At 62.7% G+C, this 24401-nt stretch carries 21 protein-coding genes and 2 pseudogenes; 8 read left to right on the top strand and 15 right to left on the bottom strand.

All coding sequences use genetic code 11. The features are described from left to right. The first annotated feature begins 19 nt into the window (after positions 1-19). A complete protein-coding gene (locus tag J4E63_RS08665; RefSeq protein WP_207282471.1) occupies positions 20-1594 on the top strand; it encodes an ABC transporter ATP-binding protein in 1575 nt (524 codons plus the stop codon). A 21-nt stretch (positions 1595-1615) separates the two neighbouring features. Here the strand turns inward: J4E63_RS08665 and J4E63_RS31180 are convergent. The 3 genes and pseudogenes from J4E63_RS31180 to J4E63_RS08655 form a co-directional block, all read right to left on the bottom strand. Next, a pseudogene (locus J4E63_RS31180) lies at positions 1616-2062 on the bottom strand (methyl-accepting chemotaxis protein); the annotation flags it as partial. Between the two features lie 108 nt (positions 2063-2170). Next, positions 2171-2950 (bottom strand): annotated as a pseudogene (locus J4E63_RS31175) (PAS domain-containing protein); the annotation flags it as partial. 160 nt (positions 2951-3110) lie between these two features. Continuing rightward, positions 3111-3326 carry a TIGR02450 family Trp-rich protein gene (locus tag J4E63_RS08655; protein ID WP_207281659.1) on the bottom strand — a complete coding sequence of 72 codons (216 nt, stop codon included), beginning with the start codon at positions 3324-3326 and terminating at the stop codon, positions 3111-3113. A gap of 176 nt (positions 3327-3502) precedes the next feature. On the opposite strand from J4E63_RS08655, the gene J4E63_RS08650 reads away from it, so the two are divergent. From J4E63_RS08650 to J4E63_RS08635, 4 genes are all read left to right on the top strand, one after another. Beyond that, positions 3503-4909, top strand: coding sequence for a sigma-54-dependent Fis family transcriptional regulator (locus tag J4E63_RS08650; RefSeq protein ID WP_207281658.1), 1407 nt, complete (start codon positions 3503-3505; stop codon positions 4907-4909). A gap of 310 nt (positions 4910-5219) precedes the next feature. Then, the gene (locus J4E63_RS08645; protein ID WP_092170288.1) at positions 5220-6611 is read left to right on the top strand and encodes a GntP family permease; all 1392 of its coding nucleotides are present in this window, start codon (positions 5220-5222) and stop codon (positions 6609-6611) included. Between the two features lie 7 nt (positions 6612-6618). Further along, on the top strand, positions 6619-7395 hold the full coding sequence (locus tag J4E63_RS08640) for a 3-hydroxybutyrate dehydrogenase (protein ID WP_092442098.1): 777 nt from the start codon (positions 6619-6621) through the stop codon (positions 7393-7395). Between the two features lie 206 nt (positions 7396-7601). After that, a complete protein-coding gene (locus J4E63_RS08635; protein WP_207281657.1) occupies positions 7602-9557 on the top strand; it encodes an acetoacetate--CoA ligase in 1956 nt (651 codons plus the stop codon). Between the two features lie 103 nt (positions 9558-9660). Here J4E63_RS08635 and J4E63_RS08630 read toward each other — a convergent pair whose 3' ends face one another. Next, the gene (locus tag J4E63_RS08630) at positions 9661-10779 is read right to left on the bottom strand and encodes a PilT/PilU family type 4a pilus ATPase (RefSeq protein WP_207281656.1); all 1119 of its coding nucleotides are present in this window, start codon (positions 10777-10779) and stop codon (positions 9661-9663) included. A gap of 132 nt (positions 10780-10911) precedes the next feature. On the opposite strand from J4E63_RS08630, the gene J4E63_RS08625 reads away from it, so the two are divergent. Both J4E63_RS08625 and J4E63_RS08620 read left to right on the top strand, forming a co-directional pair. Then, positions 10912-13449 carry a PAS domain-containing sensor histidine kinase gene (locus tag J4E63_RS08625; protein WP_207281655.1) on the top strand — a complete coding sequence of 846 codons (2538 nt, stop codon included), beginning with the start codon at positions 10912-10914 and terminating at the stop codon, positions 13447-13449. A 48-nt stretch (positions 13450-13497) separates the two neighbouring features. After that, the gene (locus J4E63_RS08620; protein WP_019690952.1) at positions 13498-13773 is read left to right on the top strand and encodes a peptidylprolyl isomerase; all 276 of its coding nucleotides are present in this window, start codon (positions 13498-13500) and stop codon (positions 13771-13773) included. Positions 13774-13889: 116 nt separating this feature from the next. Here J4E63_RS08620 and J4E63_RS08615 read toward each other — a convergent pair whose 3' ends face one another. From J4E63_RS08615 to J4E63_RS08580, 8 genes are all read right to left on the bottom strand, one after another. Beyond that, positions 13890-14810: a sugar kinase gene (locus J4E63_RS08615; RefSeq protein WP_207281654.1), complete on the bottom strand. Its 921-nt coding sequence runs from the start codon at positions 14808-14810 to the stop codon at positions 13890-13892. Between the two features lie 155 nt (positions 14811-14965). Continuing rightward, positions 14966-16183, bottom strand: coding sequence for an amino acid deaminase (locus tag J4E63_RS08610; RefSeq protein WP_207281653.1), 1218 nt, complete (start codon positions 16181-16183; stop codon positions 14966-14968). Positions 16184-16224: 41 nt separating this feature from the next. Continuing rightward, positions 16225-16989, bottom strand: a complete 765-nt coding sequence (locus J4E63_RS08605) for an IclR family transcriptional regulator (RefSeq protein WP_207281652.1) — start codon at positions 16987-16989, stop codon at positions 16225-16227. 164 nt (positions 16990-17153) lie between these two features. Continuing rightward, positions 17154-17543 carry a RidA family protein gene (locus tag J4E63_RS08600; RefSeq protein ID WP_207281651.1) on the bottom strand — a complete coding sequence of 130 codons (390 nt, stop codon included), beginning with the start codon at positions 17541-17543 and terminating at the stop codon, positions 17154-17156. A 25-nt stretch (positions 17544-17568) separates the two neighbouring features. After that, positions 17569-18375, bottom strand: a complete 807-nt coding sequence (locus J4E63_RS08595) for an amino acid ABC transporter ATP-binding protein (protein WP_207281650.1) — start codon at positions 18373-18375, stop codon at positions 17569-17571. Then, positions 18372-19034 (bottom strand): amino acid ABC transporter permease, encoded by a 663-nt coding sequence (locus J4E63_RS08590; protein WP_028236639.1) that lies wholly within the window; start codon positions 19032-19034, stop codon positions 18372-18374. Before J4E63_RS08590 ends, J4E63_RS08595 begins: the two co-directional genes overlap by 4 nt. A gap of 9 nt (positions 19035-19043) precedes the next feature. Continuing rightward, positions 19044-19706, bottom strand: a complete 663-nt coding sequence (locus J4E63_RS08585; RefSeq protein WP_018608019.1) for an amino acid ABC transporter permease — start codon at positions 19704-19706, stop codon at positions 19044-19046. A 54-nt stretch (positions 19707-19760) separates the two neighbouring features. Further along, complete coding sequence (locus J4E63_RS08580; protein ID WP_060738109.1) at positions 19761-20609, bottom strand: transporter substrate-binding domain-containing protein; 849 nt, start codon at positions 20607-20609, stop codon at positions 19761-19763. Between the two features lie 343 nt (positions 20610-20952). On the opposite strand from J4E63_RS08580, the gene J4E63_RS08575 reads away from it, so the two are divergent. Further along, positions 20953-21399 (top strand): thioredoxin family protein, encoded by a 447-nt coding sequence (locus J4E63_RS08575; protein WP_103309954.1) that lies wholly within the window; start codon positions 20953-20955, stop codon positions 21397-21399. Positions 21400-21509: 110 nt separating this feature from the next. Here J4E63_RS08575 and J4E63_RS08570 read toward each other — a convergent pair whose 3' ends face one another. The 3 genes from J4E63_RS08570 to J4E63_RS08560 all read right to left on the bottom strand — a co-directional run bounded on the left by J4E63_RS08570 (position 21510) and on the right by J4E63_RS08560 (position 24353). Next, a complete protein-coding gene (locus J4E63_RS08570; protein WP_092442104.1) occupies positions 21510-21851 on the bottom strand; it encodes a hypothetical protein in 342 nt (113 codons plus the stop codon). Between the two features lie 55 nt (positions 21852-21906). Then, entirely contained in the window at positions 21907-23553 is a 1647-nt protein-coding gene (locus J4E63_RS08565) for a phospholipase D-like domain-containing protein (protein ID WP_207281649.1), read from the bottom strand. Positions 23554-23747: 194 nt separating this feature from the next. Next, positions 23748-24353: a VWA domain-containing protein gene (locus J4E63_RS08560; protein WP_219738601.1), complete on the bottom strand. Its 606-nt coding sequence runs from the start codon at positions 24351-24353 to the stop codon at positions 23748-23750. Positions 24354-24401: the final 48 nt, after the last annotated feature.

Genomic DNA, 24401 nt, shown 5'->3' with positions numbered 1-24401 from the left:
CATGAAGCGGAACCTTGAGATGAGCGACAACCTGATCGAAATCCGCGACCTGAGCGTGGCCTTCAACGACCAGACGGTGGTGCGCAATCTGTGCCTGGACATCCGCCCCGGCGAATGCCTGGCCCTGGTGGGCGAGTCGGGCTCCGGCAAGTCGGTGACGGCCCATTCGATCCTGCAATTGCTATCCGAAACCGGCACCCGCACCACCGGCAGCATTCGCTATCGCGGCCAGGAACTGCTGGGCGCCGAGGCCAAGACCCTGCGGGAGTTGCGCGGCAACCGCATCGCCATGATCTTCCAGGAACCGATGACCTCGCTGAACCCGCTGCACAGCGTCGAGAAGCAGATCGGTGAAACCCTGATGCTGCACCGGGGCCTGGGCGGCAAGGCGGCGCGCCAGCGCATTCTGGAGCTGCTGGCCCTGGTGGGCATTCAGAAACCCGCCGAGCGGCTCAAGGCCTACCCCCATCAACTGTCCGGCGGCCAGCGGCAACGGGTGATGATCGCCATGGCCCTGGCCTGCGAGCCGGAGCTGTTGATCGCCGACGAACCGACCACCGCGCTGGACGTGACGGTGCAACGCAAGATCCTGCTGTTGCTCAAGTCCTTGCAGCAACGGCTCGGCATGTCCTTGTTGCTGATCAGTCACGACCTCAACCTGGTGCGCAGCATCGCCCAACGGGTGTGTGTGATGAAGGCCGGGGAAATCGTCGAGCAGGCGCCTTGCGAAACCCTGTTCAGCGCACCGAAACATCCCTACAGCTGCGTGCTGCTGCACGCCGAACCGGAAGGCGAAGCCCTGCCCCGGGACGAGCGCGAAGACGTGTTGCAGGTGCGGGACCTGCGCGTGAGCTTTGCCCTGGGCGGCGGGCTGTTCCGGCGCAAGGAATATTTGCGCGCCGTGGACGGTATCAGCCTGAGCATCCAGCGCGGCAAGACCCTGGGCATCGTCGGCGAATCCGGTTCCGGCAAATCCACCCTCGGCCAGGCGATCCTGCGGCTGATCGAATCCGAAGGCAGCATCCATTTCCAGGGCCAGGCCCTCGAGCAGCTATCCCACAAGGCATTGCGGCCGTGGCGCAGGAAGATGCAGGTGGTGTTCCAGGACCCATTCGGCAGCCTCAGCCCGCGAATGTCGGTGCAGCAGATCATCAGCGAAGGCCTGGAGGTGCACAGCCCGTCCAGCCCTGAAGAATGCGAAGCCCAGGTGATCCAGGCGCTCAAGGAAGTCGGCCTCGATCCGCAGAGCCGCCACCGCTACCCCCATGAGTTTTCCGGCGGCCAGCGCCAACGCATCGCCATCGCCCGGGCCCTGGTGCTCAAGCCGGCCCTGATCCTGTTGGACGAACCGACCTCGGCCCTGGACCGCACCGTGCAGAAACAAGTGGTCGCCCTGCTGCGCCAGCTCCAGGAAAAACACGGCCTGACCTACCTGTTCATCAGCCATGACCTGGCGGTGGTCCGGGCCCTGGCCCACGACATGATCGTGATCAAGGATGGCAAGGTGGTCGAGCAAGGCGCCAGTCACGACGTGTTCGATTCACCCCAGCATCCCTATACCAAGGAGCTGTTGGCGGCGGCACTTCCCAGGTAAAGGCCGCCGCGACTCTAGCGCTCAACTGTCGCGGCGCTGATCCAGCGCTTGGGCAAATTCGCCAATGGCCTCCACGACCTGCTGCGCCCCTCGGTGGATGTCGAGGATAACGGTGCCCGCCTGGTTCGCCAGCTTCACGCCCTGCTCCGCCTTGAGGGTGCTGGACTGCATGCTGGTCACCGCTTGCCTGGCGAGGTCGCGGTTCTTGCCGACGACTTCGGTGATGGCCACCGTGGCCTGGCTCGTGCGCCGTGCCAGGTTGCGCACTTCATCGGCGACCACGGCGAACCCCCGCCCCTGTTCTCCGGCGCGCGCCGCTTCGATGGCCGCATTGAGCGCGAGCAGGTTGGTCTGTTCGGCGATCCCCCGGATGGCATCGACGATGCTGCCGATTTCCTCGGACTGGGCGCTCAGCGCACTGATTCCCGTGGCCACTCGCTGGAGTTCATCGGCGATGCTTTGCACCACGGTGACCGTTTCCTGGACAACCGCCGTGCCAAGCTGGGTGTGCTCATCGGTCTGCCGGGACGTCTCGAAGGCCAGCCGCGCCGCGTTGGATTCGCTCTGGCGCTGCTCGACCTCGCGGGTGTGATCGGTGGCGAACTTGACCACCCCATACAATCCTCCCTGGGCGTCGTAGAGCGGATTGTAGGTTGCCTGCAACCAGACCGTGACGCCTTGCTTGTCGATACGCTGGAACAGGCCGGTCACATACTCCCCCCGATTCAATCCAGCCCAGAACCCGCGATACGCGTCGCTCTGGACCTCACTGGGCCTGCAGAACAGGCGATGGTGCTGGCCGCAAACCTCCTCCAGGCGATAGCCCATCACCTTGAGGAAATTCGCATTGGCATTCACCACTTGACCATTGAGGTCGAACTCGATGACCGCCATGGAGCGGTCGATCGCGTGCCTGAAGCTGGACTCGGTCTGGCTCCGAAGGACACGCTCACTGATGTCTCGGGCCACTTCAATGATGCGTTGCAGCTTTCCCTGCTGGTCCAGCACCGGGATGTAGCGGGCCTCCACCCACAACCAATGCCCGTCCCGGGCCAGGTGCAAGAACTGTGCATCGACACTCAGGCCTTGCCCCACCTGTTGCCACACAGCGGCATATTCCCGACTGCGCGCGTAGGCAGGCTCGCAGAACATCTGGTGATGCTTGCCCTGAATGTCCTCGAGGGAATAGCCCAGCATCTTCAAGAACAACGCATTGGCGCCGAGCACCTGCCCCGCCGGATCGAGTTCGATAATCGCCATTGCCTGATGGAAAGCGGCTCGCTCGGTCTCGAGAATCGCCCGCCGGGCCTGGATCGGGTGCAAGGTTTCCTGATGCTTGCGGGTGCGGATGAACATGGATACCACTCCGGAAACGTAAGTGCTTGGCCGTAGCCAACTGAAGGCACGTTGCCTTGTTTGCTAGAGAGGAACCATTAAGCCACTATCTTTCAATAAATTGTACAATTTTATTTATTTGTACAAGAAACAACTAAACCGGAACATTTCACCCAACGGCTTAATGCCAACCGATTTTCCAGCGCTTGTCATCGCGCAACTCTGACCAGTCGAACAGCTCCACCCGCCCGCTGTGCACGGCCTGAAGCTCAACATTTACGGGCTTTCCCGCCTCGTCACAGATCAATTCGGTGACCAGAAAATGCTTTTCCCGATTGACTGGCGCGCAGGCCGTCCATTTGGAGAGCTTCAACTTACGGGGATTGAATGTGTTCACGTGCTCTCCAAAAAAGGCAGGAAACCGGAGCAGGATCATGTACAAAAATAGCTAACCGTACAAGTTAACCTCGAAAATAGCGGTGGTGCTTCGATCCTGGGACTTCCCCCGGCATAATGCGGCTCTTGGCACCCGTCCATGGCTGCCGGCAAATCCCTCCTCTCTGGAAATGCCCGATGAACCCCACCGAAAGCCTCAAGGATTACAAGCGCGTGCGCACGCTGGCGATCCGTTCGTTGTTCGAGATCATCGAGCAGTCCAGCGAAGGCACGGTGATTGTCGACCGTGACGCGAATATCGTCTGGATGAACGAACGCTACGCCCGCCGTTTCGGCCTGAACTCGGCGCAGGAAGCCATTGGCCGGGCGTGCGAGAGCGTGATTCCCAGCAGCCTGTTACGCGAAGTGGTACGCACCGGGCGCCCGATCCTGCTGGACATGCAGGACACGCCCAAGGAGCCGCTGGTGGTGATGCGCCTGCCGATCCACGACAGCGCGGGCGCGGTGATCGGCGCCATCGGCTTTGCCTTGTTCGATGAATTGCACAGCCTGTCGCCGATGCTCAAGCGCTACCTGAGCATGCAGGAAGAACTGGCCTCCACCCGCTCATTGCTACGGGCGCGGCAAACCAAGTACAACTTTGCCCATTTCATTGGCACCAGCAGCGCCGGCCTTGAGGTCAAGCGCCGTGCCCGGCGTAGCGCCAGCGCCGATTCGCCGGTGCTGCTGCTGGGCGAAACCGGCACCGGCAAGGAACTGCTGGCCCAGGCCATCCACAGCGCTTCGCCGCGGGCGCACAAGGCGTTCGTCAGCATCAACAGCGCGGCGATTCCTGAATCGCTGCTGGAGGCCGAGTTCTTCGGCACCGCCCCCGGGGCCTTTACCGGGGCCGACCGCAAGGGCCGTGCCGGCAAGCTGCAGATTGCCCAGGGCGGCACGCTGTTCCTCGACGAGATCGGCGACATGCCGCTGCCGCTGCAAAGCAAACTGCTGCGCGTACTCCAGGAAAAAGAGTACGAACCGGTGGGCTCCAACGAGGTGCTGCAAAGCGACGTGCGAATCATCGCCGCCACCTCCATGGACCTGGAAGCGGCGATCAAGCGCGGAGAGTTCCGCGCCGACCTGTATTACCGCCTCAACGTATTGCCGATCCAGGTCCCACCGTTGCGCGAACGCCTGGATGATTTGCCAGCCCTGAGCGAGGCGATCCTGGAAGAGTTGCGCAGCCAGCACGAACTGAACCCCGCCGCCCTCGACCTGCTGCGGCAACACGCCTGGCCAGGCAACATCCGCGAGCTGCGCAATGTGCTGGAACGGGCCGCGCTGCTCAGCGATGACCTGGTGCTCACGGCGGCGGACATCCGCGCCGCCATCGGGACCTTCATGCCGGTAACGCGCCCGGCGGACGTGAGCTTCGAACCCCTGCCCCAGGAAACCTTCAGCCAGGCCCGGGCGCGTTTCGACCGACAATTGATCGAAACCACCCTCGCGCAATGCGGCGGAAAAGTGGTCGAAGCGGCCGAGCGGTTGGGGCTGGGGAGGTCGACGTTGTACAAGAAGATGGTGGCGCTGGGGATTGCCTAGTCTCAATAAAGAGACTTCATTCTCAAAATATAGACTGCCGGTTTTGGAGCGCTTTGCGCTCATCGCGAGCAAGCTCGCTCCCACAGGTTACGGGGTTCTCTTGAGCTACGCGCTCAACTGTGGGAGCGAGCTTGCTCGCGATGAGGCCAGCCCACCCCCTAAAAATCTCAAAACAGAGATAAAAACCTAACTCCCGTCCTACAAAATAAAACAATTTCCTTATATTTCAGACAGTTACACACCTGGCACAAAACTCGCTAAAGCCTCTCCCACAGCGTCACCACAACAATAACAATCCAGGAGACACACCATGAGTGTGATCATTGCCTTGGCAGCTCTCGCGCTGCTGATGGTTGCCGCCTACCGTGGCTACAGCGTTATCCTCTTTGCCCCCATCGCCGCCCTCGGTGCCGTCCTGCTCACCGACCCTTCCGCCGTCGCCCCCGCATTCACCGGGGTGTTCATGGAGAAAATGGTCGGCTTCATCAAACTGTATTTCCCGGTGTTCCTGCTCGGCGCGGTGTTCGGCAAGCTGATCGAGCTGTCGGGGTTCTCCCGCTCCATCGTCGCCGCGGCGATTCGCTTGCTGGGGACGCGCCAGGCCATGCTGGTGATCGTGCTGGTCTGCGCCTTGCTGACCTATGGCGGCGTGTCGCTGTTTGTCGTGGTGTTCGCGGTGTACCCGTTCGCCGCCGAGATGTTCCGCCAGAGCAATATCCCCAAGCGTCTGATTCCGGCCACCATCGCCCTCGGCGCATTCTCCTTCACCATGGACGCCCTGCCCGGCACGCCGCAGATCCAGAACATCATCCCCAGCACGTTCTTCAACACCACCGCCTGGGCCGCACCGTGGCTGGGGGTGATCGGTACGATCTTCGTGTTCAGCCTCGGCATGCTGTTTTTGCAACGCCAGCGCAACAAGGCCCAGCGTGTGGGCGAAGGCTACGGCACCGAGCTGCGCAACGAGCCGGAAACCGCCGAAGACATCAAGCTGCCAAACCCGTGGATCGCCGTTTCGCCACTGCTGGCGGTGGGCATCATGAACCTGCTGTTCACCCAGTGGATCCCCCAGTGGTACGGCAAGACCCATAGCCTGGCGCTGCCGGGCATGGCCACACCGGTGACCAGCGACATCGCCAAGCTCACTGCGATCTGGGCGGTGCAGGCGGCGTTGCTGGTGGGCATCATCATGGTCTTGCTGTTCGGCTTCCGGGCCATTCGCAGCAAACTGGCCGAAGGCAGCAAGAGCGCCGTGGGCGGTGCGTTGCTGGCGGCGATGAACACCGCTTCGGAATACGGCTTCGGCGCGGTCATCGCCTCCTTGCCGGGCTTCCTGGTGCTGGCCGACTGGCTCAAGAACATTCCCAACCCGCTGGTCAACGAAGCGGTGACAGTCACGCTGCTGGCGGGCATCACCGGCTCAGCCTCGGGCGGCATGAGCATCGCCTTGGCGGCGATGTCTGAAAGTTTTATCAGCGCCGCCCACGCCGCCAACATCCCCTTGGAAGTGCTGCACCGGGTGGCCGCCATGGCCAGCGGCGGCATGGACACCCTGCCCCACAACGGCGCGGTGATTACCCTGCTGGCGGTGACCGGGCTGACCCACCGCGAAGCCTACAAAGACATTTTCTGCATTACGCTGATCAAGACCCTCGCGGTGTTCTTCGTGATCGCTGTGTTCTACGCCACTGGCATTGTGTGAGGTTCCCATGACAACTCCTCTTTCGGGCAAGACCGCCCTGGTCACCGGTTCTACCAGCGGCATCGGCCTGGGCATCGCCCTGAGCCTGGCCAAGGCCGGCGCCAACCTGATCCTCAACGGCTTCGGCGATGCCTCGGCGGTGATCGCCGAGGTCAAACAATTCGGCGGCAAGGTCGGTCATCATCCGGCCGATGTCAGCGACCCGGCGCAAATCGCCGACATGCTCGCCTACGCCGAGCGAGAGTTCGGCGGCGTGGACATCCTGGTGAACAACGCCGGGATCCAGCACGTGGCCGCCGTGGAGGATTTTCCGGTGGAGCGCTGGGACTCGATCATTGCCATCAACCTGTCCTCGGTGTTCCACGCCACGCGCCTGAGCCTGCCAGGCATGCGGGCCAAGGGCTGGGGCCGGATCGTCAACATCGCCTCGGTGCATGGCCAGGTCGGCTCGGTGGGCAAGGCGGCGTATGTCGCGGCCAAGCATGGGGTGATCGGCCTGACCAAGGTGGTCGGCCTGGAAACCGCCACCAGCAACGTGACCTGCAACGCCATCTGCCCGGGCTGGGTGCTGACGCCGCTGGTGCAAAAACAGATCGACGACCGCATCGCCGCCGGCGTTGACCCGCAACAGGCGCAGCATGATCTGTTGGCCGAGAAACAACCGTCCCTGGAATTCGTCACCCCGCCGCAACTGGGGGAACTGGTGCTGTTCCTGTGCAGCGAAGCCGGCAGCCAGGTGCGGGGCGCGGCGTGGAATATCGATGGTGGGTGGTTGGCTCAGTAAGGTCCTGCGACTCCTTGTGGCGAGGGGATTTATCCCCGTTCTGTGGGAGCAAGGCTTGCCCGCGATGAACGAAAACGCGGTTTAGCTGTTAAACCGCGGTGCGGCCATCGCGGGCAAGCCTTGCTCCCACAGAGAGGGAATAAATCCCCCTCGCCACGGGATTGGGTCGCTCTATAGTGTGTACATAAGAAAACAAGAGGCCCCCCATGTCCGACCTCCTCTGGCAACCCAGCCCCGAACGCATCGCCCAGTCGCGCATGAACGCCTTTCGCCAGTTCGTCAACGCGCGGCATCACCTGCAACTGAACGACTACCCCGCCCTGCACGCCTGGAGCATCGACCAGCGCGAGGCCTTCTGGCAGGCCATCGTCGACTTCTTCGAGATCCGCTTTCACCACGCTCCCGACGCGGTACTGGTGGAGGGTGCGCAAATGCCCAGCGCCCAGTGGTTTCCTGGCGCCACGCTGAACTTCGCCGAACACCTGCTGCGCCGCCGCGATGACACCGTCGCGGTGGTGGCGCTGGGCGAAAACGGCGACCAGGAACAACTGACCTGGGCCGAACTCGCCGCCCATGTCGCCGGCCTGCAGAAAAGCCTGCAAGCCGCTGGCGTTACCCGGGGCGACCGGGTCGCCGCCTGCATGCCCAACACCTGGCAGACGTTGGTGGGCATGCTCGCCAGCACCAGCCTGGGCGCCATCTGGTCATGCTCGTCACCGGACTTCGGCACCCAGGGCGTCATCGACCGGTTCGGCCAGATCGAGCCCAAGGTGCTGATCACCTGCGCCGGTTATCGCTACGCCGGCAAGGTCATCGACCAGCGCGCCAAGGTCAATGAAATCCTCGAACGGCTGCCGTCGCTGCAACAACTGATCGTGTTGCCTTATGCCCAGCCTGACGCCCGCCTCGAGGACTTCAAGACCCCGGCCGCGGTCGCGTTGTGGAACGACTTTTATCAACGCGGTGGCGAACCGGAATTCGTCAGCGTTCCGTTCGACCACCCGCTGTACATCCTGTACTCCAGCGGCACCACCGGGGTGCCGAAGTGCATCGTCCACGGCACCGGCGGCGTGCTGCTGCAACACGTCAAGGAACATGGCCTGCACGTCGACCTCGGCCCCGAGGATCGGCTGTTCTACTACACGACCTGCGGCTGGATGATGTGGAACTGGCTGGTGTCGGCCCTCGCCGTGGGTAGCGCGGTGGTGCTCTACGATGGCTCGCCGTTCCACCCCGGCCCCGAGCGTTTGCTGGACCTGATCGATCAGCAGCGCGTCAGCGTCTTCGGCACCAGCCCCAAGTTCCTCGCCGCCCTGGAAAGCGAAGGCCTCAAGCCCCGGCAGACGCACCGCCTGGACAGCCTGAGAACCCTCCTGTCCACCGGTTCGGCGCTGGCCCCCCATAGCTACGACTACGTGTACCGGGACATCAAGCCCGACGTCTGCCTGGCCTCGATGTCCGGCGGCACCGACATCGTCTCCTGCTTCGTCAACGGCAACCCCATGTCGCCGGTGCGCCGGGGCGAAATGCAGGGCAAGAGCCTGGGCATGGCCGTGCAGGTCTGGAACGAGGCCGGCAATCCGGTCATCGGGGAAAAAGGCGAGCTGGTGTGCACCCGGCATTTCCCGGCGATGCCCATTGGCTTATGGAACGACCCTCGGCAGGAAAAACTTCGCGCGTCCTACTTCGCCCAGTTCCCCGGGGTGTGGGCCCAAGGCGACTATGCCGAGGAACTGCCCCACGGCGGCCTGTTGATCCATGGACGCTCCGACGCCGTGCTCAACCCTGGCGGCGTGCGCATCGGCACGGCAGAAATCTATCGGCAGGTGGAAAAGGTCGAGCAAGTGCTGGACAGCGTTGCCATCGGCCAGCAATGGCAGGGCGATGTCCGGGTGGTGCTGTTCGTGCGCCTGCGCGATGGCGTGACGCTGGATCAAGCCCTGGAACAACGGATTCGCCAGGTCATCCGGACCCACACCACACCACGGCATGTACCGGCGAAGATCCTCGCGGTCAGTGATATCCCGCGGACCATCAGCGGCAAGGTGGTGGAGTTGGCGGCGCGCAACGTGGTGCATGGCGAGGTGGTGAAGAACACCGATGCCCTGGCCAACCCCGAGGCGTTGGAGCAGTTTCGGGATCGGCCGGAGCTTGCGAGCTGACGGTGAGGGCCTCATCGCGAGCAAGCTCGCTCCCACAGTGGATCTCCGGTGACTGGCAGAACCCATGTGGGAACGAGTTCGCTCGCGATGAACGATAACCCGATCAATCCATAAGCCCCCACTCACCCGCCGCCGGATCGGCCGGTGGCGCCACCGCCCCCGACTCGGTATGCAGCTTCAAACGCAACCGCAGGTTATTCGCCGAATCGGCATTTTTCAGCGCCTCCTCCTCGTCGATGGCGCCTTCGACCACCAGGTTGAACAAGGCCTGGTCAAAGGTTTGCATGCCCATTTCCTCTGACTTTTCCATGATGCCCTTGAGCTCGCCAAGCTCGTTGCGCCGGATCAGGTCGGCCACCGTGGGCGAACCCAGCATAACCTCCACCGCCGCCCGCCGCTGGCCGGTGCGGGTACGCACCAGGCGTTGGGAAACGAACGCCTTGAGGTTGTTGCCCAGGTCGTTCAACAACTGCGGCCGGCGCTCTTCCGGAAAGAAATTGATCACCCGGTCCAAGGCCTGGTTGGCGTTATGGGCATGCAAGGTGGAAATCACCAAGTGCCCGGTGTCGGCAAACGACAGGGCATGCTCCATGGTTTCCCGATCGCGGATTTCGCCGATCAGCACCACGTCCGGTGCCTGGCGCAAAGTGTTTTTCAGGGCCGCATGAAAACTGCGGGTGTCGACACCGACTTCCCGTTGGTTGATGATGGATTTCTTGTGCCGATGGATATACTCCACCGGGTCCTCGATGGTGATGATATGGCCGCTGCTGTTGCGATTGCGGTAATCGATCAGCGCCGCCAGGGAAGTCGACTTGCCCGAACCTGTCGCGCCGACGAACAGCATCAACCCCTGTTTCTGCATGATGCTGTCCAACAGCACCCGGGGCAGTTTCAGGTCCTCGAAGCGCGGGATGTCCAGCTTGACGTTGCGGATCACCATGGACACGTCATTGCGCTGCTTGAAGACATTGACCCGGAACCGCCCGACGCCGGCCAGGGAGATCGCCAGGTTCATTTCCAGTTCCCGATCGAACTCAAGGCGCTGTTCGGCGTCCATCAAAGACTCGGCGAGCCGGGCGATGTCGCCGACCTTGAATGCCTCGTTACCCAAGGGCTTGAGCACGCCCTCGAAACGCGCGCACGGCGGCGCCCCCGTAGACATGTAAAGATCGGAACCATTCTGGCTCGCCAGGATTCGCAACAACGGATCGATTTCCATGGATTGAAACTTCCGCGAGACATCAATGAAACAAGTTGAGCCGAACATGAAACCCTTCAGACCCGCCCGCACTTACTTTCCTCAAAGGATAGTAGACGCCGTGGTACAGACACGACAGCCAGGGATTGCGTGATGAACGCGACACCCGCCGGCAATGATGCCCAGCGCCTGGTCAGCCAGGTGGACTGGGCCCAGACCCCATTGGGCACTGCCCGAAACTGGCCCCAGAGCCTGCGCACCGCCGTGGACATCGTGCTCCATTCGCCGATGCCGATGGCCTTGCTGTGGGGCGCGCAGCTGACCCATCTCTACAACGACGCCTTCGGCCGACTGAGCGGTGACAAGCACCCCCGGGCGTTCGGCCAGCCGACCCATGCAGCATGGCCCGAACTCAAAGGGGCAACCGAAGGGATTTACCACCGCGTATTGCAAGGCCAGACGCACACCTGCCGCGACCAGCACTGGCGCATGCCCTTCGCCGGTCGCCTCTGCGATGTCTGGCTGGACCTGACCTACAGCCCGGTGCATGACGAAAGCGGCAGCGTCGCCGGCATCCTGGTCACCGCCATCGAGACCAGCGAACGCCGCCGCCTGGCCATGGAATTCGAACGGCGCTCCGAGGCCAGCCTCAAGGCCCAGCACGAAAGCGAAGAGCGCCTGCAACTGGCCCTGGCCGCCGCCGACGCGCTGGGCACCTGGGATTGGGACATCAGCGAAGACCGCTTCATCGCCGACGCCCATTTCGCCCTGCTGCATGGCGTCGACCCGAACCTGTCGCGCCAACTGCCCATCAGCGCCTACCTCGAAGGCGTGCATCCCGAGGACCGGGCGATGGTTGCCCGCAGCATCAAGCACTGCATCACCCATGGCACCGAATACGCCGAAGAGTACCGGCTGTTGCAGCCCAACGATGAATTACGCTGGGTGTACGTGCGCGGCCGTTGCTACAAGGACCGCCACGGCCGGCCCAAGCGTTTTCTGGGTGCGGCCCTGGACCTGACCGAACGCAAGCGCACCGAGCAAGCCCTGCGCCAGAGCCAGACCGAGCTGCAGTTGATCATAAACGCCATGCCGATCCTCATCAGCTACGCGGACCGCGAAGAGCGCTTCCGGCTGAACAACAGCGCCTACCTGGATTGGTACGGCCTGACCCCGCAGGAGCTCTACGGCAAGACCATCCGCGAAGTGCTCGGCGAAGAGGCCTATGCCGCCCGCGCCCAACAGATCGCCGATGCCCTGGCCGGCAAACCGTGCAGCTTCACCTTGCAGATGGACCATCGCGACGGTCGCCCGCGCCATGCACTGATCAACTACTTGCCTCGCCACGGGACGGACGGGGCGGTGAACGGTTTCTACATCTTCGTGATCGACGAGACCGAGAGCCGGAAAACCGAGGAAGCCCTGCGCAACCTCAACGAAACACTGGAGGAACGGGTCATCGCCCGGACCCGGCAACTGGCCGAAGCCAACCACCGCCTGCAAAGCGAGATGTTCGAACGCGAGCGCGCCGAAGAAGCCCTGCGCCATGCGCAGAAAATGGAGGCCGTGGGCCAACTCACCGGCGGCATTGCCCATGACTTCAACAACATGCTCACCGGCATCCTCGGCAGCCTCGACCTGATGCAACGCTACATCGCCGCCGGCCGCACCGCCGAGATCGGGCGCTTCACCGAAGCGGCGGTGTCCTCGGCCAACCGCGCCGCGGCCCTGACCCATCGGCTGCTGGCGTTTTCCCGCCGCCAGTCCCTGGACCGCAAGCCGCTGGACGCCAACGAGCTGGTGCGTTCGCTCGAAGACCTGCTGAGCCGGACCACCGGCGATCACATCGTGCTGCGGCTGCAACTGACCCCCGAGCTGTGGCCGGTCAGCACCGATGCCAGCCAGTTGGAAAACGCCCTGCTCAATCTGGTGATCAACGCCCGGGATGCCATGCCCGACGGCGGCGAATTGATCGTCGAAACCGCCAATGTCTATCTCGACGGCACTGACATCAACACCCTCGAACCGGTCAAGGCCGGCGACTATGTGATGATCGCGGTCAGCGACAACGGCAGCGGCATGACCCCCGCCGTGCTGGCCAAGGCCTTCGACCCATTTTTCACCACCAAGCCCATCGGCCAGGGCACCGGCCTGGGCTTGTCGATGATCTATGGGTTTGCCCAACAGTCGGGTGGACACCTCAACCTGGACAGCGTGCCGGGCCAGGGCACACGGGTGCAGTTGTACCTGCCGCGCCTGCACGTTGCGCCGGCCCAACAACCCGCCACGGCGGAGACGGTCGACGTACCGCCGGCCATCGCCGGGGAAACCGTGTTGCTGGTGGAAGATGAACCGGCGGTGCGCATGCTGGTGCTCGACCTGTTGAAGACCTTGGGCTACACCGCCCTGGAGGCCCAGGACGCCATGACGGCCCTGCCCCTGCTGGAATCGGAGCAGCGCATCGACCTGTTGGTGACCGACGTCGGACTGCCGGGCATGAATGGCCGGCAACTGGCGGAAATCGCCCGCCAGCACCGCCCGGGGCTGAAAGTGCTGTTCATGACCGGTTACGCGCAGAAAGCCGCCGAACGCCAGGGGTTCCTCGACCAGGGCATGGACATGGTCGCCAAGCCCTTCACCCTCGATCTGCTGGCCAACAAGATTCGGACGATGATCAACCATGGCAGCTGACTTGAGGCATAATCGCCGCCCCGTCGCACCGTTCAGGTCACCGCTGCAATGAAAGCCCAAGCCCGCCATATCCTGGTGAAAACCGCCGAAGAAGCCGAACAGCTCAAGCAACGCATCGCCAAGGGCGAAGCCTTCGATGTGCTGGCCAAGAAATACTCCACCTGCCCCTCGGGCAAACGCGGTGGCGACCTGGGCGAAGTGCGGCCGGGGCAGATGGTCGGTGCGATCGATGCGGTGATCTTCAAGAAACCCTTGCGGGTGGTACATGGGCCGATCAAGAGCAAGTTCGGCTATCACCTGGTGCAGGTGTTCTACCGGGATTGAAACCGAGCCTGTGGGAGCGAGCTTGCTCGCGATGGCGGCGACACAGTCAACATTTCTGCAAGCTGACCCAGCGCTATCGCGAGCAAGCTCGCTCCCACAGGTTTTGTGCCCACTTATTATTTTGGCATCAACGCCCCCGGCACCTGGATCACCCGGCTCGCCAACAGATGCCCTGCTTCGGCCGCCTCCGCCGGAGTCCCCCCCAGCAAGCGGCTCGCCAGGTACGCGGCACTGAATGAATCTCCCGCCGCCGTGGTGTCCACCACACGCTCGACCCGTTGGGCGGGAATCTCATAAAACTCGCCATCGCAACGAATCAGGCAGGCCTCGGCACCGCGCTTGAGCACCACCTCGGGCGTGCCGAGCTGCCCATAGGCGGCGAATACCGCTTCAGTGTCCGCATATCCGAACAGTGCCTGCTCGTCTTCCACCGTCAGCAGGGCCAATTCCACGTAGGGCAGGACGCTGCGATACGCCGCCCGCGCCGCCTCGATAGAGGCCCAGAGTCTTGGTCGGTAATTATTGTCGAACACCACCTGGGCCCCGCGCCGACGTGCTTCGACCAGGGTTTCAATGAGTCTGGCGCGCCCCTGCTCACCGAGCACCGCCAGAGTGACGCCGCTGAAATACAGCACATCGTAATCCGGCAATGCCGCCAGGATCGGTGCGGCGGCCGGGGTGGTAAAACACTCGCGCACCGCCGCCTCGTTGCGCCAGTAGAGGAATCGCCGCTCGCCCGCCGCGTCGGTCTGGATGCAATACAGACCCGGCAGGCGTCCAGGCAAGCGCTGGACCCGTTGCAGACCGATGTTTTCTTCGGCCCAGCGCTCACACATGGCATCGCTGAAACTGTCGTCGCCCAAGGCGGTGACGTAATCCACCGCGCCCCTGTCGCCCAAGGCGCGGGACAGGTACACCGCGGTGTTCAGGGTATCGCCGCCGAAGCTTTGCAGCAGGCTGCCATCGGCGCGTTGTTGCAGTTCGATCATGCATTCGCCGATCAGGGCGATGCGGGGTTTCTGGGTGGGATTGCTCATAGGTGATCCTGATATTTTGGTGGTGTCTGGAAGGTCGCTAATCGCGGGCAAGCCTTGCTCCCACAGGGGATCTTGGGCAAACACCAACTTTGTGTTCACAGTCGATCCGTGTGGGAGCAAGGCTTGCCCGCGATGGCCACAACCTGGTCCAACGACTAGAAGCAAGTCTCCATGCTCTCGACCACCCGTAACTGCTCATCCACCAGGCACCCCACCCGCCACTTGTCGAACGTCAGGCACGGGTGTGAAGTACCAAACGAAATGATGTCGCCCATACGCAGCTCAATCCCTGCCGCCACACTCATGAACGCATGTTGGTCCATCACCGCCGTCACCTTGCAACCGCTGACATCGTCACCCGCCACCGAATCCGATCCGGGCGTGTAGCGCTTGAGCGGCACCGGTAATCCGGCGTCGTAGGCCACGTCGCGCTTGCCCAGGGCGATCACCGCGAAGCCCGGCTCCGGCAGCGATTGCACATGAGCCCAGACTTCCAGGGCCGGACGCAGGCCTTCGTGCAGGTCGCTGCGGCGCTCCAGCACGCAGCACTGGGCTTCCTTGTAGATGCCATGGTCATGGGCCACGTAACTGCCGGGGCGCAGCACGCTGAGGAAACGCCCGTGGGCATTCTGGGCTTCGAAGGATTCGGCGATCAGGTCGTACCAGGCCGACCCCGAGGCGGTGATGATCGGCTTGTCGATGGCAAAGGCATCGTCGTCCTGCAACTGCACCGCCAACCGTACCAACGATGCCGCGAATGCGCGGATGCCACTGATGGCGTGGTCGCCATGGATCACCCCTTCGTAGCCTTCGATACCGGTCAATGCCAGCGCCGGTTGACTGCGAATCGCCTCGGCCAGGGCCAACACCTCGGCCTCGGTCCGGCAGCCACACCGACCACCGACCACGCCGTACTCGATCATCACGTTCAGCTTCATACCGCGCGAGGCGAAGAACGCCCCCAGGTCCGCGACGTTGTCCGGATGATCGACCATGCAATGGAATTCGAACGCCGGGTCGGCCAGCAGATCGGCGATCAGCGCCATGTTTGGCGTGCCCACCAGTTGGTTGGCCATCAGCACTCGACGAACGCCGTGGGCGTAAGCGGCACGGGTCTGCACGGCGGTGGCGAGGGTCAGGCCCCAGGCACCGGCATCGAGCTGGCGTCGAAACAGCGCCGGGGTCATGCTGGTCTTGCCGTGGGGCGCCAGTTCGGCGCCACTGTCGGTGACGAACGCTTGCATCCAGCGAATGTTGTGCTCCAGCGCCGCGCGGTGCAGCACCAACGCCGGCAGGCTGACGTCCTTGAGCAGATGAGCGCCGACGGTGGCCGCACCCTTCTCTACGCCAGCATTGGGAATGACAGAAGACATGTTCGTACTCCTCGCACGCGGCCGCTCGCAGCCGCGGTTATCTATTCATTGATGCGCCGGGCCAGGTTGTTGGCGCTTTCGATCAGCACCCGGCGGTAGTCGGCGTAATTGTTCTTGGCATCGACCCGTGGGGCGACGATGCACAGGGTGGCGATGGCCACGCCGCCGGGGTCTTTGACCGGTGCGGCGAAGCAGTGGGTGAAGGTGTCGGCGACGCTGTCGAAGGAGAAGAACCCATCGAGGCCGGCCTGGCGGATTTCCTTGAGGAATTGCTCCAGGGGCAAGCGCTCGCCGTCCGGCAAAATGAAGTCGTCGGGGTCGATCAGGTCGACGATCTGTTGGTCGCTCAAATGCGCCAGCAGCAGGCGCCCGGACGCCGTCCACGGGATCGGTGCGTTTTCACCGATGTCCGATGAAATGCGGAAATGCCGCTCGCCTTCCTTCATCAGCGCGACGGTATATTTGCGCCCGTTGAGCAGGCACATCTGCGCCGTTTCCCGGGTCTGGCGCACGATCTCCTGCAAGGCCTGGTCAGCCTCGCGGCTCAGGTCGAAATGCCGCAGGTGCGCCTGCCCGAGGAAATACAACTGGCGCCCCAGGTAGACGTGACCGTCCTTGCCCACCGGCTCGAGGATGCGGCGCTCCAGCAGCGACGCCACCAGTTCATAGACCGTGGACTTGGGGCTGCCGATGCCGCTGGCAATATCGTTCGGGCGCAACGGCTGGCCGATTTCCTTGAGGAAATCGAGGATATCGAACGCCCGATCCAGTCCCCGGGCCCGGCGTTTGATGGTGTCTTCGGTCATGTCTTTGGTTCCTGGTAATTCACTCATAGACGCTTGCATTTTCATCGTGGCGAGGGAGCTTGCTCCCGCTCGGCTGCGCAGCAGTCGCTTATTGGGCCTGCTGCGCAGTCCAGCGGGAGCAAGCTCCCTCGCCACACAAGCCTAGAATGCCAGCCTTTATGAATTCAGGCCTTTTTCTTGTAGGCCACACAATCGATCTCGACCTTGCAATCGACCATCATGCTCGCCTGCACGCAGGCCCTGGCCGGGGCGTGTTCAGGGCTGAAGTATTCGCCGAACACCTTGTTGAAACTCCAGAAATCCCGCGGGTCATCCAACCACACGCCGCAGCGCACCACATCTTCCAGGCCATATCCGGCCTCTTCGAGAATGGCGACCAGGTTCTTCATGGTCTGGTGGGTCTGCTCGACGATCCCGCCGACAATGATCTCGCCGTTCACCGCCGGCACCTGGCCGGACACGTGCAGCCAGCCATCGGCTTCCACGGCGCGGGCGAATGGCCGTGGCTGACCGCCGCCTGCGGTGCTGCCGGTGCCGTAGCGCGTAATGCTCATGAGTGTTTCTCCTTACTGAATAAAATTAAAAACGGGTGTTCTTGAGGAATTCCGCCAACCGCGGCGATTGCGGCCGCTCGAACAGTTCCTTCGGTGGGCCCTGCTCTTCGATGCGCCCTTGGTTCATGAACACGATCTTGTCGGAGACCTCGAAGGCAAAGCGCATTTCGTGGGTCACCAGCAGCATGGTCATGCCGTCTTCGGCAAGGCCCTTGATCACGTTCAGCACCTCGCCAACCAGCTCCGGGTCCAGGGCCGAAGTCACTTCGTCGAACAGCATCAGGCTGGGGTTCATGGCAATCGCCCGGGCAATCGCCACGCGCTGCTGCTGACCACCGGACAACTGGCCGGGAAAGTGATCGCGCCGTTCCAACAGACCAACCCGCTCCAGCCATTTCTCGGCCAGGGCCACCGCTTCGTCCTTGGGCAGTTTTTTCACTTTCAGCAGGCCCAGGGTGACGTTCTGCAACGCAGTCAGGTGGGGAAACAGGTTGAATTGCTGGAAGGCCATGCCGGTCATGGCCCGGTGCCGGGCGATGAGCTTCTCGGGGTGGCGCACACGCTTGCCGTCGATGTCGTCATAGCCGATGGACTCGCCGTCGAGCACAATCTGCCCGCCCTGGAATTCTTCCAGCATGTTGACGCAGCGCAACAGCGTGGTCTTGCCCGAACCACTGGAACCGATCAGCGTGACCACGTTGCCGCGCTGCATGCTCAGGTCCACGCCCTTGAGCACTTCCAGCGGGCCGTATTGTTTGCGCAGGCCGCGAATATCCAGCAACGGCTGGGTGTTGGATAGCTCCGTATTGGAGAGATTCGAAACGTCAGTCATGGCAAGGCCACCCGCTTTTCAATGTGCCGCCCGAGCAATTCGATGGCGTAATTGATGATGAAAAAGAGAAACCCGGCGAACAGGTAAAACTCCAGGGTCATGAAGGTCCGGGCGATGATCTGCTGGGTGCTGAGCAACAGTTCGGCGACGCCGATCACCGACAACAGGGTCGAGGCCTTGACGATCTCGGTAGAGGAATTGACCCAGGTCGGCAGGATCTGCCGCAACGCCTGGGGCAACAACACATAGCCCAGCGACTGGTAGAACGTCAGGCCGATGGCCTGGCTCGCCTCCATCTGCCCACGGGGCAGCGCCTGCAAGGCACCGCGCACGATCTCGGCCACATGGGAGCCGCAGAACAGCGTCAGGCCCAGGACACCGGCCTGGAATGCGCCGATCTGCCAGCCCAGGGCCGGGGCCATGTAGAAGCAGGCCAGCACCAGCACGAACACCGGCGTGCCGCGGATCAGGTCGACGTAGAAGCGAAACGGCGCGCGCATCCAGGTCCGGCCATAGGTCAGCACCAGGCCGGCGACCAGGCCGATCAGCGTGCCCAACACAATCGCCAACAGCGAACACTGCACGCTGGTCAAGAAGCCGGCCCACAGGGTGTCCCGGGCGACCCATAACTCATGCAACCAACTGGGGGATTCGTACATGGGAGACTCCTAACGGCGGATCGCCAGGCGCTGCTCGAAATACCGCAGCACCATGGCAATGAGGTAACAGGCCGCGACATACAGGGCCGTGGTCACCAGCCAGGTTTCGATCACCCGGTAGCTCTCCACGTTGATCTTGCGGGCGTAATAGGTCAGCTCCGGCACGGCGATCGCCGCCGCCAGGGAGGTGTCCTTGAACAGCGAAATGAAGTTGTTCGACAAGGCCGGCAACACGTTGCGCAGCATCACCGGCACGGTGACATAGGCCTTCACCTGCCACTCGCCCAGGCCGATGGCCAGCCCCGCTTCCCGCTGCCCCTTGTGAATGCTCAACAGCCCGCCGCGGAACACTTCGGTCAGGTAGGCCCCGGCGTACAACGAGAGGGTGATGACGAACGACGGCAGCTTGTCCAAGCGGATGCCCAGGCTCGGCAAAGCGAAGTAGATCAACAGGATCAACACCAGGATCGGTGTATTGCGGATCACCGTGACATACACCGATGCCAGCACCCGCAGGACCCGATGTTTGCTGAGCAGCGCGAACGCCATAGCCAGGCCGATCACGCAACCGATGGCGATCGACACCAACGCCAGGGAAAGCCCCAGGCCCAGCCCCGCCAGCAAGGTGTCGAAATCGCGCCAGACGGCGGCAAAGTTCAACTGATAATTCATGGTTGGCAGTACCTTCGACGAAGCGCCCGCAAGGGGCGCCCCGGGCTCACAGGGTCATTTGAATTCAACGGGGAAACCAATCGCCGGCGACGGCAACTCGACGCCGAACCACTGCTTGAACGACGCCGCATAGGTAGGGAATTCCACGCCGGTCATGGCTTCATGCAAGGTGGTGTTGACGAAGTTCAGCCAGTCCTGGTCGCCGCGCTTGACCGCACAGGCGTAGGTTTGCGGGCTCCAGGCATAGGCCGGGCTGCGGTAGCGCCCAGGGTTCTGCACCATCAGGTACTTGACCGAGGATTGGTCGGTGGCGGCGGCATCGGCGCGTCCGGAGTTCACCGCCTGATACATCAGGTCGACGCTGTCGTACTGGTCGACCTTGGCCTTGGGCAGCGCCTGGTGCACCAATTCTTCGGCGTAGACGTTCTGCAGCACCGCCACGGTGACGTCATCGCCCGCGGCCTTGAGGTCTTCGATTTCCTTGTACTTGCTGTTAGCCGGCAGCAGCAGGCCGACGCCTTCGCGGTAGTACGGCAGGGTGAACGCCACTTGCTGGGCGCGGCTGGCAGTGACGGTAATGAACTGGCAGCTCATGTCGACCTTGTCGGTCAGCAGGTTGGGGATCCGCGCATCGGACGACTGCACCACGAACTCGACCTTCTCCGGGTCATTGAACAGGCCCTTGGCAACCATGCGCGCAATATCGATATCAAAGCCCTGCAACTTGCCATCCGCTCCCTGGAAGTGCCACGGCGCATTGGTACTGCCCGTGCCCACGATCAATTTCCCCCGCTGCAGCACGCTGTCCAGCTTGCTGTCGGCCGCCTGGGCGACACCCATGGCAGCCGTCGTGGCCGCGAAGAGAAAAACACACGCTTTGAACAAGGAAGGTCGGCGTTGCATGGCAAGCACTCCAGAATGAGTTTATTCCGCTATACCGGAACATGGTATGTAACAACGGAATAGACAGCAGAAAGTGTGCCACAGGCTTGCAATGCCTGGGTGAGAAAAATGGAAAGCGAATGAAATCAGAGGGATGGAAAAACCGAGCGCCCAGGAACGCTCGTGCACCGCTGGCACGCTTGCTACCGTTGGCTACGGCGTCCGGGTACCAAGGCCCCAAATGGAGTATGTGCGATCCGTTTCGCACTGAAACAGAGCAGGCCACCTGTCAACTCTGACAGTAGCGATGCCCCGCCGGGTTCCTTATCGTTCCTGTCACCGTCGAGGCACAAGGGAGCCGGCCATGAGTTCGCTCATCACTCACGTAGCGTCACAAAAGGACTACCGCCAGGCCCTCAGGACCTGGCGCCCGGTGGTCTTCTATTTCGGCCATCCACACTGCTACGCCTGCGGCTGGGCCGAACCGGTGTTCTGCAAGGTGGCCGAGGCATTCCAGGATCGAGCCATCATCTACAAATTGAGCACCCACGAATCGCCCCGGCATCCGGAAGTCAGCGGGACACCGACCGTGCTGTTCTATAAGGATGGGAAGTTGTGCCGCAAGCTCAAGGGCATCGGTGACCAACCCTCGCTGATGCGCAACTTTGCCGAACACATCGGCCGGACAAAGCCTCGGCGCTCGCTTCACCCGACGCGCCATGACGTGAATTGGCTGCGGCAGCGGTTCCAGACTTTGTGCACTGCGGGTCGAGGACGAGCGCTGATGAGGATGCGGGCAACGTTTCGATAACAGTGGGGGGCAAGCTCGCGATAGCGGTGGGTCAGCCAATGTCGATGCCCACCGACATGACGCTATCGCGAGCAAGCTCGCTCCCACAATTGTTCGGCGGTGTGCCTGGTCTATTTGCGCTTGTAGCTCTTGCTGCCGCCAGGCGTGAGGCAATAGACCCCGCCACGGGGGCCGACGCAGTAATTGCCACTGCCGCATTGGCAACCGTCGGCGGACTTGAGCAGCGACTGCGGGCGCGCCTCGTTCCGAAGCCCCAGCACAGCGGAACAGGACTTCTTCGAAGCACTGATGGAGCCGTCGTTGCAGAGGAAGGTATCGCCGTCACATCCGGCAATACCGCCCTTGCGCCCGGAACACGGTTGATTGGCGGCAAGGGCCGAAGTGCCCAGGGCCAACAACAGGATCGCGACACAGGTACGAAGTAAAGCGGACGTTCCGTGACAGAGTTTCATGGCAGCTTCCTGGCTGATAGGTGGCTCTATGCTATCACCCGATCATCTACTGCGCCTAACGCCCGCAAAACCTCACCCGGGACAACATCCGCAAATCGCCCTCGCGGTAATAGTCATCACTCCAGCTGTCATCCACTGCCAGTGGCCTGACCTGCTTGAGGGCGAGTTTTTTCGCGAAGTAGCGAAAGCGGTAATGCTCATAGAAACGCAGCAGTTCCAGCCCGTAGCGGTCCGCCAGGTCGGTATTGCCCTGAATGATCAGGTAGTTCTCGTCGTTGCCGCTGCTGGCGGCGGCGCTGAGGTTGTGGCTGCCGCTGAGGATGGTCGGCGTGTCACTGGTGAAGTCGGTGACGATGGCTTTGGTGTGCACCAGTAGATTGCCCTTCTGGCCTTTCATGTTTTCCCGCAGCCAGCCCTCCAGCCCGGTGTTGAGCAACGCGGTGGCGGCGAATTCGGCGGTGCGGTCGGCATGAAAACCGGTGATGCGACTCTTGGTGTTTTGCAGCCCGTAGCGCAACACGTCGTCATTGGGCTGGCCGAGCAAGGCGTCGAGGATGCGGTCGGGCAACACAAAGGCGGTGACGAACAACAGGTCCTTTCGCGCCCCCTTGATGATGTCGACGAAGCGATCCAGATCGCCCTCCCCGGTACGTGGCGAGAACCCGGCGAACAACGCTTCTTGCGGGGCCATGGTATTGTTCAGGGTCAGCCACTGGCGAGTGGCATCGACGTCCTGGGGCGTTGCCCAGATTTGCTCGAATACCTGGGAATAGCTGCTGCTGATCCGCGGGTCGTCCAGCACATGCACGACGTTGGCCTGGCGGTAGACACCGTTGGCGGTGAAGTTGGTGCTGCCGCACAGCACGGCTTCAGGTTGCAATGAGCCGCTGGCCTCCACCTTGCTCAGCACCATGAACTTGTTATGGAAAATATTGTGGGTGATCCGCCCACGTTTGTTGGCCGCCGGCATGTTCTCGAGGCTGGCTTCGTTGCGCGCCGTGGTGTCGTCTCCCGGCTCGGCGTGATACAGCACCCGCACCTGGGCGCCGCGAGCGTGAGCGGCAGTCACCGCGTCGACGATCACCGGCAATTCGTATTCATAGATGGCGACGTCCAAGGCCCAGCGAGCATCCAGCGCCCGGTCGATGAAACCGGTCAAGCGACCCAGCAAGCCGTTTTCCAACCAGCGACGTGGTGCGTCGGGCCAGTCATCGATGGACAGGTGCTTGTTGGCATCGAGCAGCGCGTCCACTTCGGGAAACTTGCGCTGGAACGCCTGACTGGCGGCCACGGCACGGTTGAAGATGACCCGCTGGTCGGCCGGCTGCCCGTCGTCGCTGGTGACGGTGACGGCCAGGGATTCGCCCAATTGCGGTGCATCGGGGCTGCCATAGGCCAGGTGCACGCGATAGTGGATCGTCACGCCGGGGTTGACGGCGTAGTCGGCCCAGCGAAATTTCTGCAGGGGCGCCTTGTCGCTGGGGGTGGCGTGGAACTGGGGAAAGGTGTGGGCCTTGTCGGGGAACGTCAGGCTGTTGAACAGGAACAGCCAGGGCTTGTCCCCCTGCTGTTTCTCGATGGCAAAACCCAGCAAGCCCTTGCGCCGGGGTTCGGCCAGGTCCATGGCGAGCAGCACGCCGTTGGTGCCGGCATAGGCCTTGACCCGAAAATCGTCCTGGGCGTTGGTGACGAGTACGCGCATGGTTCACTCCTGTGAGGGGCTGCTTGAGCATAGTGCAGTGATGCGGGTCAGGTGGGCAGGCCATTGGAATCTAGGGGATGCCATCGCGAGCAAGCTCGCTCCCACAGGGGGCCGGGTGTTCATCATTCATGTGTTCACAAAACAGTGTGGGAGCGAGCTTGCTCGCGATGGGGCCCTGACAGTCACAGAACCTTTCAATCAGCCTCATCGATATGCCGATACTCAGCCCCCAACCGCCCCGCCAACTGCCGGGCCCGGCCCAGGCGAATCGGGCCTCTTTCGATGTCGATCAACAGGCACGGGCAATCGAGAAGCGGCGGTGAAAATCCCTCCTTGACTCGTCCGTCGGTCATCACCAACACCCGCTGCTGCTCCGCCGGGTAAAGCCTGCGCCGCGCCACCAGCCAGCGCCCGGCCTCGTTCAGCGCCGCCAGCAACGGCGTTCCGCCACCGGCGCCCAGGCCATCGAGCCAGTCGCGCAGGCCCGCCGAGGCCTTGAGCCCTTGCACCTGCCAGTTCGGCTGCGTGCCGCTGGCCGTCAACAGCGCCAGGCGGGCCCGCTGCCGGTAGGCGTCGTCGAACAGTTGCGCCAACAAGCCTTTGCCGTCACTCAAGGCGCGATGACGACGGGTCGAGGCCGACGCATCGACGATGACCAGCCACAGCTCATGGGGCGCCCGATGCCGAGCGTGCCAGCGCAAGTCTGCATACCGGTGTGGCCGGCCATTGAGTAACGTTCCCGGCCAGTTCACCGCACCGCTGGCCGCCGCTTTGCTGCGGCCCTGGCGGCCCTGCGCCAACGTTCCTGCACGGGGTCTGGCATTCGCCCCCGCCGTTGAACGAGGGCG

Source organism: Pseudomonas sp. FW300-N2F2 (assembly GCF_017351655.1).
Classification (GTDB): Bacteria; Pseudomonadota; Gammaproteobacteria; order Pseudomonadales; family Pseudomonadaceae; genus Aquipseudomonas; species Aquipseudomonas fluorescens_AA.
Note: the sequence above shows the minus strand (reverse complement) of the source record. Positions and strands in the feature narration are given on the sequence as shown.